At 71.1% G+C, this 6,053-nt stretch carries 10 protein-coding genes; 5 read left to right on the top strand and 5 right to left on the bottom strand.

Annotated features, from left to right (window positions below; translation table 11 throughout):
• The 4 genes from VN520_RS23495 to VN520_RS23480 all read left to right on the top strand — a co-directional run.
• Positions 1 to 223 (top strand): acyl-CoA dehydrogenase family protein (locus tag VN520_RS23495; protein WP_325748925.1); only part of this gene is annotated, 223 nt, incomplete at its 5' end.
• A 218-nt stretch (positions 224 to 441) separates the two neighbouring features.
• On the top strand, positions 442 to 1,332 hold the full coding sequence (locus VN520_RS23490; RefSeq protein WP_325748924.1) for a phosphatidylinositol-specific phospholipase C/glycerophosphodiester phosphodiesterase family protein: 891 nt from the start codon (positions 442 to 444) through the stop codon (positions 1,330 to 1,332).
• 136 nt (positions 1,333 to 1,468) lie between these two features.
• Positions 1,469 to 1,663, top strand: a complete 195-nt coding sequence (locus tag VN520_RS23485) for a hypothetical protein (RefSeq protein WP_325748923.1) — start codon at positions 1,469 to 1,471, stop codon at positions 1,661 to 1,663.
• A gap of 162 nt (positions 1,664 to 1,825) precedes the next feature.
• Positions 1,826 to 2,575: a hypothetical protein gene (locus VN520_RS23480; protein WP_325748922.1), complete on the top strand. Its 750-nt coding sequence runs from the start codon at positions 1,826 to 1,828 to the stop codon at positions 2,573 to 2,575.
• A 7-nt stretch (positions 2,576 to 2,582) separates the two neighbouring features.
• Here VN520_RS23480 and VN520_RS23475 read toward each other — a convergent pair whose 3' ends face one another.
• Complete coding sequence (locus VN520_RS23475; protein WP_325748921.1) at positions 2,583 to 3,197, bottom strand: endonuclease; 615 nt, start codon at positions 3,195 to 3,197, stop codon at positions 2,583 to 2,585.
• Positions 3,194 to 3,376: a DUF6480 family protein gene (locus tag VN520_RS23470; RefSeq protein ID WP_325748920.1), complete on the bottom strand. Its 183-nt coding sequence runs from the start codon at positions 3,374 to 3,376 to the stop codon at positions 3,194 to 3,196. Before VN520_RS23470 ends, VN520_RS23475 begins: the two co-directional genes overlap by 4 nt.
• Before the next feature lie 126 nt (positions 3,377 to 3,502).
• Between VN520_RS23470 and VN520_RS23465 the strand changes: the two genes are divergently transcribed.
• Positions 3,503 to 4,741, top strand: a complete 1,239-nt coding sequence (locus VN520_RS23465; RefSeq protein ID WP_325748919.1) for an FUSC family protein — start codon at positions 3,503 to 3,505, stop codon at positions 4,739 to 4,741.
• Between the two features lie 6 nt (positions 4,742 to 4,747).
• Here VN520_RS23465 and VN520_RS23460 read toward each other — a convergent pair whose 3' ends face one another.
• The 3 genes from VN520_RS23460 to VN520_RS23450 form a co-directional block, all read right to left on the bottom strand.
• Positions 4,748 to 4,975, bottom strand: a complete 228-nt coding sequence (locus VN520_RS23460) for a CDGSH iron-sulfur domain-containing protein (protein WP_325748918.1) — start codon at positions 4,973 to 4,975, stop codon at positions 4,748 to 4,750.
• On the bottom strand, positions 4,959 to 5,651 hold the full coding sequence (locus VN520_RS23455) for a HemK2/MTQ2 family protein methyltransferase (protein ID WP_325748917.1): 693 nt from the start codon (positions 5,649 to 5,651) through the stop codon (positions 4,959 to 4,961). Before VN520_RS23455 ends, VN520_RS23460 begins: the two co-directional genes overlap by 17 nt.
• Before the next feature lie 50 nt (positions 5,652 to 5,701).
• Positions 5,702 to 6,053, bottom strand: a 352-nt coding sequence (locus VN520_RS23450; RefSeq protein ID WP_325748916.1) for an iron-containing redox enzyme family protein, incomplete at its 5' end; no start/stop codon positions are given.

Genomic DNA, 6,053 nt, shown 5'->3' with positions numbered 1-6,053 from the left:
CCCGGACGCCCCGCTCGCGGTGGCCGTGGCGCAGGCGTACTGCTCCGAGGCCGCGGTGCACGCGGCGGAGGAATGCGTGCAGTTGCACGGCGGGATCGGAATGACCTGGGAGCACCCCGCACACCTGTATCTGAAGCGGGCCAAGGCGGACTCGATCGCGTACGGCACCCCGGGACGGCACCGCGGGACCGTGGCCGGGCTGATGGAGCTGCCCGCTCCGTAGGACGGAGAGGGCGGGGCACGTGGTCACGCGTGCCCCGCCCCCGTCACGCCTGCGGCTCTTCGGGGCTGCGGGCGGGGGAACAGCAGGCGCAGGGCAGCCGACGCGCGGACGACGGCAATTCCAACTCTTGGCAGGTGCCTGCTTTCGGGCGGATCCGGGCCTCCATACTCATGGCGTCCCCCCGCCCGCTCTGCCCGCCCCCGCTTCAGGGAGACCCCATGGCACACCTGACCCGTCGCAGAGTCGTCACCACCGCCCTCGCCGGCGCCGCCGCAGGCGCCTTCGTTCCCGCCCAGGCAGCCGCCGCGGTGCCCACCGCGACCGGCCGCCCCCGTGCCCCCCGCCCGCTGGCCCGGGCCCACGCGCACAACGACTACCTGCACCCGCGACCCCTCCACGACGCGCTCACGCACGGCTTCACCAGCGTCGAGGCGGACATCTTCCTCGTCGACGGCGAACTGCTCGTGGCCCACGAGGCCGAGAGCCTGGACCCCGCACGCACCCTTGTCTCGCTCTACCTCGATCCCTTGCTGGCCCGGGTCCGCGCCAATCACGGCCGCGTCCACGCCGGGTACCACACCCCTCTCCAGCTGCTGATCGACATCAAGAACGACGGCGCCGCCACCTACCTCGTGCTCGACCGGACACTCCGCCGCTACCGCCACATCCTCACCCGCTCGGTCCACGGCCGCGTGCGTACCGGAGCGGTCACCCCGGTCATCTCGGGAGACCGGGCCGCCCGTGTGCCGATGGAGGCACAGGCCACCCGTTACGCCTTCTACGACGGCCGGCCGGAGGACCTCGGCACCGCGGCTCCCGCCTCCTTCATCCCGCTCATCAGCGGCAACTGGGCCACGAACTTCAGCTGGAAGGGAGCCGGGCCCTTCCCCGCCGCCGAGCGTGACAGGCTGCGCACCCTCGTCTCGGCCGCCCATGCGAGAGGCCGACGGGTCCGCTTCTGGGGCACCCCCGACGTCGCGGGTCCGGAGCGCGAGGCCGTCTGGACCGAACTCGTGGCCGCGGGCGTCGATCACCTCAACACCGATGATCTGGCAGGGCTCGAAACCTTCCTCCGCCGACGCGAGCCCGGTAGCCGTCGCAGCGGCTGACCGCCACCGGTCTGTGCGTCCGGTCACCGTGCGTCAACACCCGTTCGGCGGGCACGCCAGTGCGCCGAACAGCCTCTCCGCTGCGCCACACTGGCGGCCGAAAGCCGCAAATCCGGCGCGGCGGAGGAGGTTGGCCATGGCCATTTCGATCTCGGTGATCCTGCTCCTGCTGTTTCTCGCAGTGATCTTCCTGCGGAACGGCGGGCTCAAGATCTCGCATGCGATCGTCTGCGGCCTGCTGGGATTCCTCCTCGCGGGTACGAGCATGGCTCCTACCATCCATGAAGGGATCACCGCCACCGCGAACGTCGTCAGTGGTTTGCGGCCCTGATCCCCGCGAACCGTCCGGGTGGGGGAGAATGCCGACCGGATCGTGACAGGGCGCCGCATGGGCCCGCACGGGGCGATATCGTCACCTGAAGGCCCCTGCGCGCGCTTCGTCGAACTGGCTTGGACCTGACAATTCCTGGCCACGCACCTGGAGACCGCACCAATGTCATTCCCGCCCCCCGGACGTCACTCGGGCGCCGCTCACCACGAGTACTGCAACAACGCCCTGTGCTGCCGCTGCCAGCAGCGGCAGTGGACGACGAAGCTCGGCGACGAGCGCCTCTGCGGCCCGTGTGCCGCATGCTGCCGGGACTGCGGCCGGGCCCCCGCCCCCCATCTGGACGGACTCGACGACGGGCTCTGCGCGGAGTGCAGGGGCCGGTGCGGCAGATGCCAGCAGGCGCTGCCCGCCGAGGGCCCCTGCGCCTGCCGCAAGTGGCGCGAGCGCGCGGGCGGCGACCCGGTCGCCTACATCCTTCAGGCCCTTCCGCAGCCGCTGGTCCAGGCACTCGGCCACCGCCACCCCCGCACCGTGCACGATCTGATCCACCGGGAGCTCGCCCGGCGCACCCCGGACCAGCTCCTGGAGCGGCTCGAACGCCGGTGGAACGTCCGCTGGTCCCACGCCCTCCACGAGAAGGACGAGGACGGCCGGCGCCGCTGGGCACCGCAGGAGATCGCCGAAGCGCTCGTGAGCCCCGGTCACTGTGCGGACCCCCAGTGCGAGGACGGCTACCTCATCACCACCGGCACGCCGTGCGGCCGGTGTCTGCGGCCCACCCACCGCTTCGTGACGTCGGTGGCCGACCGGACGGCGACCTCGGACCACGCCCGCGCGACCGCGGCGCAGATCAGGCGCGCGCTGGTGGAAGGCCGTTCCACCAAGCCGGGCAAGCGGCGGCCGACAGGCTGAGCAGGGCTCAGCGCTTGTCCAGTGCGCCTCGGACCAGAGCCGCTGCGAGTAAAGCCGGGTCCTGGCCCTTCGCCAGCCGGAGGAGTTCGTCCGGCGCGGTGGGCAGACCGAGCTGTCCGGCACCCTGGAGCGCCTTCGCGTCGAGGTAGGGCGCCGTCTCCGGCCACACCGTCTGCACCTCGCGGAGGAAGATGTCGGCACCCGCCGGCCCGATGCCGGGAAAGCGGCGAAGCCCCGTGCTCAGGACGCCCGTGTCACCGTCGGCCTCCTCGCGCAGACGCCGCAGGTCCCCGCCGTACGCGTCGAGCAGGAGCAGGGCACCGTCCCCGAGCTGGGTCGCCGTCCGTTCGTCGTAGCGGCGGTAGCCTCCCTCGCCCAGCGCGTCGACGCGCTCCTTCCACGATGCGTCGGCCATACGGCGTGGTGTGCGCAACCGGCGTGAGAAGAGTGCCCGGGCCGCAGCCACCGCGACCCGGGCGCGGATACGCGCACTCAGCAGATGGCTCAGGACGAGGAGCTGGTACAAGGGCTGAGGGGTGTCGCGCAACCGGATACCCGCCTCGGCCGCATACGTTCTGCCGTGGCGTTCCAGCAACTCGGCGAGAGTCCCGCGCGCCCTCACGTGAACCCGAAGATACGCGCGATGAAGTACCCCGCGACGACCAGTGAGCCCAGCAGCACCATGGCCGCCCAGAAAACGGGGTGTTCCCAGATCCCTCCGTCGGCGCGCTCGACGTGTGCTTCGCTTGTGGAGCCCTCGGCGGGAGGCGTCTCTCCCGGGGGCGTGAGTGAGATAGCCATACCTCCACCTTCCCTCCAAGATGCCAGGACCGCGAGGCCGATGCCGAGGGGACGGGCGTACGTCCGTACGGAGTCCGACCGTGCCCTGGAGCACTGAGGGGCCGATGTTCGGGGCACCGTCAAGGAATGCCTGCAGTTTCCACACCCGAGCCCGTCGTCAAACTCGTCCAGCGCACCACCGAACCGGCCGCGGCCCAGGTCCTGCGATCGACGGCGGCGGCCGTCATCGCCTTCGCGGTGGCCCAGTCGGTCCTGCCCGCGCCGCATCCCGCCCCGCTCACCGCGCCCCTCACCGCCCTCCTCGTGGTGCAGGTCACTCTCTACGCCACGCTCACCACCGGCATCCGGCGAGTGAACGCCGTCGTCGTCGGAGTCCTGATCGCCAGCGGGTTCAGTTCCCTGGTCGGCCTGAGCTGGTGGAGCCTGGGGCTGACGATCTTCACCTCCCTGCTGATCGGACGCCTGGTACGGGTCAACGAGTTCGTGCCCGAGGTGGCCATCAGCGCGATGCTGGTCCTGGGCGTCTCGCAGGTCGCCGACACGGCCTGGGAACGCGTGCTGGAAACCCTGATCGGCGCGGGGGTCGGCCTGCTCTTCAACCTGCTGCTGGCACCCCCCGTCTGGGTCGAATCGGCGGGCGTCTCCATCGGCGGCCTGGGAGACCGGATGGGGGAGATGTTCCGGGCGCTGGGGGAGGAGATCGGCGGCAACCACCCCGTACGGGAGGCCGCCGCGCGCCTCCACGAAGCCCGGCGTCTGGACCACGACATCGTGGAGGTCGACGCGTCCCTGAGGCAGGCCGAGGAGAGCCTGATGCTCAACCCCCGCGTCAGGCAGGGGCTGCTCCACCGCGTCGTCCTGCGGACCGGGCTCGACACCCTGGAGATCTGCGCCGTGGTGCTGCGCGTCCTGACCCGGACCCTGACCGACCTGGCCAAGGCGCGCACCGGCGAAGCACTCTTCCCCGCCGACGTGGCCAGGGACCTCCGGGAACTGTTCGGGCACATGTCCGACGCCATCGAGGGGTTCGCGTTGATGATCACCACGCCGATGGCCGAGAGCGGTGAGGAGGCCGAGGAGCGCCTGGCCGACGCGCTCTCCCGCAGTCGCACGACACGCGACCGGGTGGCGAATCTGCTGCTCGAGGACGTCCAGGAACACCCGAGGCAGTGGCAGCTGCACGGCGCGCTGCTCGCGGAGGTCGACCGCATCCTGGACGAACTCGACATCGACAAACGCACGGAGCGCCTGGCCGAAGAACTGGACCGCAGTTCGGCCGAGGCGCACGAACGCCGCCCGCGGCTGCGCGCGATGGTCCGCCGCTTGCGCGGGGTGGCGCCGGCGCGGCCGCGGGAGGGCGATTGAGCCACATCAGTCCGCCGGGTCGCGGAACTCCTCGCGGGGCCGCTTACGCCGTCGGTGGCTGGTGTCGCACCATGGGTACATCCGGCTGCGCCGGCACATGCAGACGGCTACGGTGAACCGGTCGGAGACCGCCACGCTGCCGTCCGCGCAGGTGACCTCCACAGGTCCTTCGACCAGAAGGGGCCCCTCGTCACCGAGGGCGATCCGGCAAGGGTGCTCAGGCTTGTTCGGCACGGATGACCACCAGCTCCTCCGTCATGTCTCCCTCGTCCACCAGCCCCGTCTCACGCAGCCAGGGAAGTCTGGACCGCAGCACAGGCCCGAGAGGCACGAAGGCGCGGTCGGTGACACGGGCCTGCAGCCCGGCCTCCGACAGACGCCGCACGGTCACCTCGCTGTCGCACAGGCCGGAGTGCACCAGGAGGAGACGGCCCCCGGGCCGCAGCGCGGCCGGAACGGTCTCACAGATCCGGTCGAGCACCGCCCTGCCGTCCCGCCCGGCCTCCCAGGCCCGCGCGGCACCTCGCTCGGGGAGCCCGGCCATGGGCGACGGCACATAGGGCGGGTTGCATATCACCAGGTCGTAGGACCGCCCCGGCAAGGCGGTGAGGAGATCGCTCCGCTGTACGGTGATGCGCCGACGATGCACCAGCGCGTTGAGCTGGGCGGTCATCAGGGCCCGCCAGGCGACGTCCACGGCCGTCACTCGTGCACCCAGCTGCGCCGCATGCAGAGCGAGAGCGCCGCTGCCCGTGCCGACATCGAGGACCTCGGTGCCCGGACCGATGGCTTCCCGGTCCAGTGCGGCCATGAGCAGGCGGGTGTCGTGCTGGGGCGCGTACACCCCGGGGAGAGTCATCAAACGGGCACTGCGGGTGTTCTCAGTGTTTTCAGCCATGTCTGCGGACATCTTCGACTCCATTCGTTGCTTCGCCGACGGGTGCGGATCAGGACGGTGCCTCAGGCCCGCCAGTCCGCGAGCAACCGCTCTTCGAGCCGGTCCTCGAGACACGAGGTGGCCGTGATGCCGAACGCGATCTCGGCCGCCAGTTCCGGTTCGTCATCGAGCAGGCCGCCTATCACATCGCGGCGCACCACCTGCTCGTGCACCGCGTCCGCCTCGACGTGCTCGGTGTAGAAGAATTCCGCCGCGGGGCCCGCTCCCGTGCGCTTCATGGCCTGGGCGAGGCGTCGCGAAGCGGGGGAGGAAGTGATCTCGACAGCGGCGAAGTGGCCCACCAGCGCTCCGCGCAGCCGGCGGTGCAGGCCGAACAGGGACATCTGGTTCACCAGGGCCAGCATCTGCGCACAG

It is taken from the genome of Streptomyces sp. (assembly GCF_035563135.1).
GTDB lineage: Bacteria > Actinomycetota > Actinomycetes > Streptomycetales > Streptomycetaceae > Streptomyces.
The sequence above is the reverse complement of the archived record's forward strand: the minus strand, read 5'-3'. Positions and strand labels throughout refer to the sequence as shown.

What these genes read in the sequence shown, in the direction of transcription:
- VN520_RS23490 (WP_325748924.1), top strand. Translation starts at nt 442, where the DNA reads ATGGCACACCTGACCCGTCGCAGAGTCGTCACCACCGCCCTCGCCGGC.
- VN520_RS23485 (WP_325748923.1), top strand. Translation starts at nt 1,469, where the DNA reads ATGGCCATTTCGATCTCGGTGATCCTGCTCCTGCTGTTTCTCGCAGTG.
- VN520_RS23480 (WP_325748922.1), top strand. Translation starts at nt 1,826, where the DNA reads ATGTCATTCCCGCCCCCCGGACGTCACTCGGGCGCCGCTCACCACGAG.
- VN520_RS23470 (WP_325748920.1), bottom strand. Translation starts at nt 3,376, where the DNA reads ATGGCTATCTCACTCACGCCCCCGGGAGAGACGCCTCCCGCCGAGGGC.
- VN520_RS23465 (WP_325748919.1), top strand. Translation starts at nt 3,503, where the DNA reads ATGCCTGCAGTTTCCACACCCGAGCCCGTCGTCAAACTCGTCCAGCGC.
- VN520_RS23455 (WP_325748917.1), bottom strand. Translation starts at nt 5,651, where the DNA reads ATGTCCGCAGACATGGCTGAAAACACTGAGAACACCCGCAGTGCCCGT.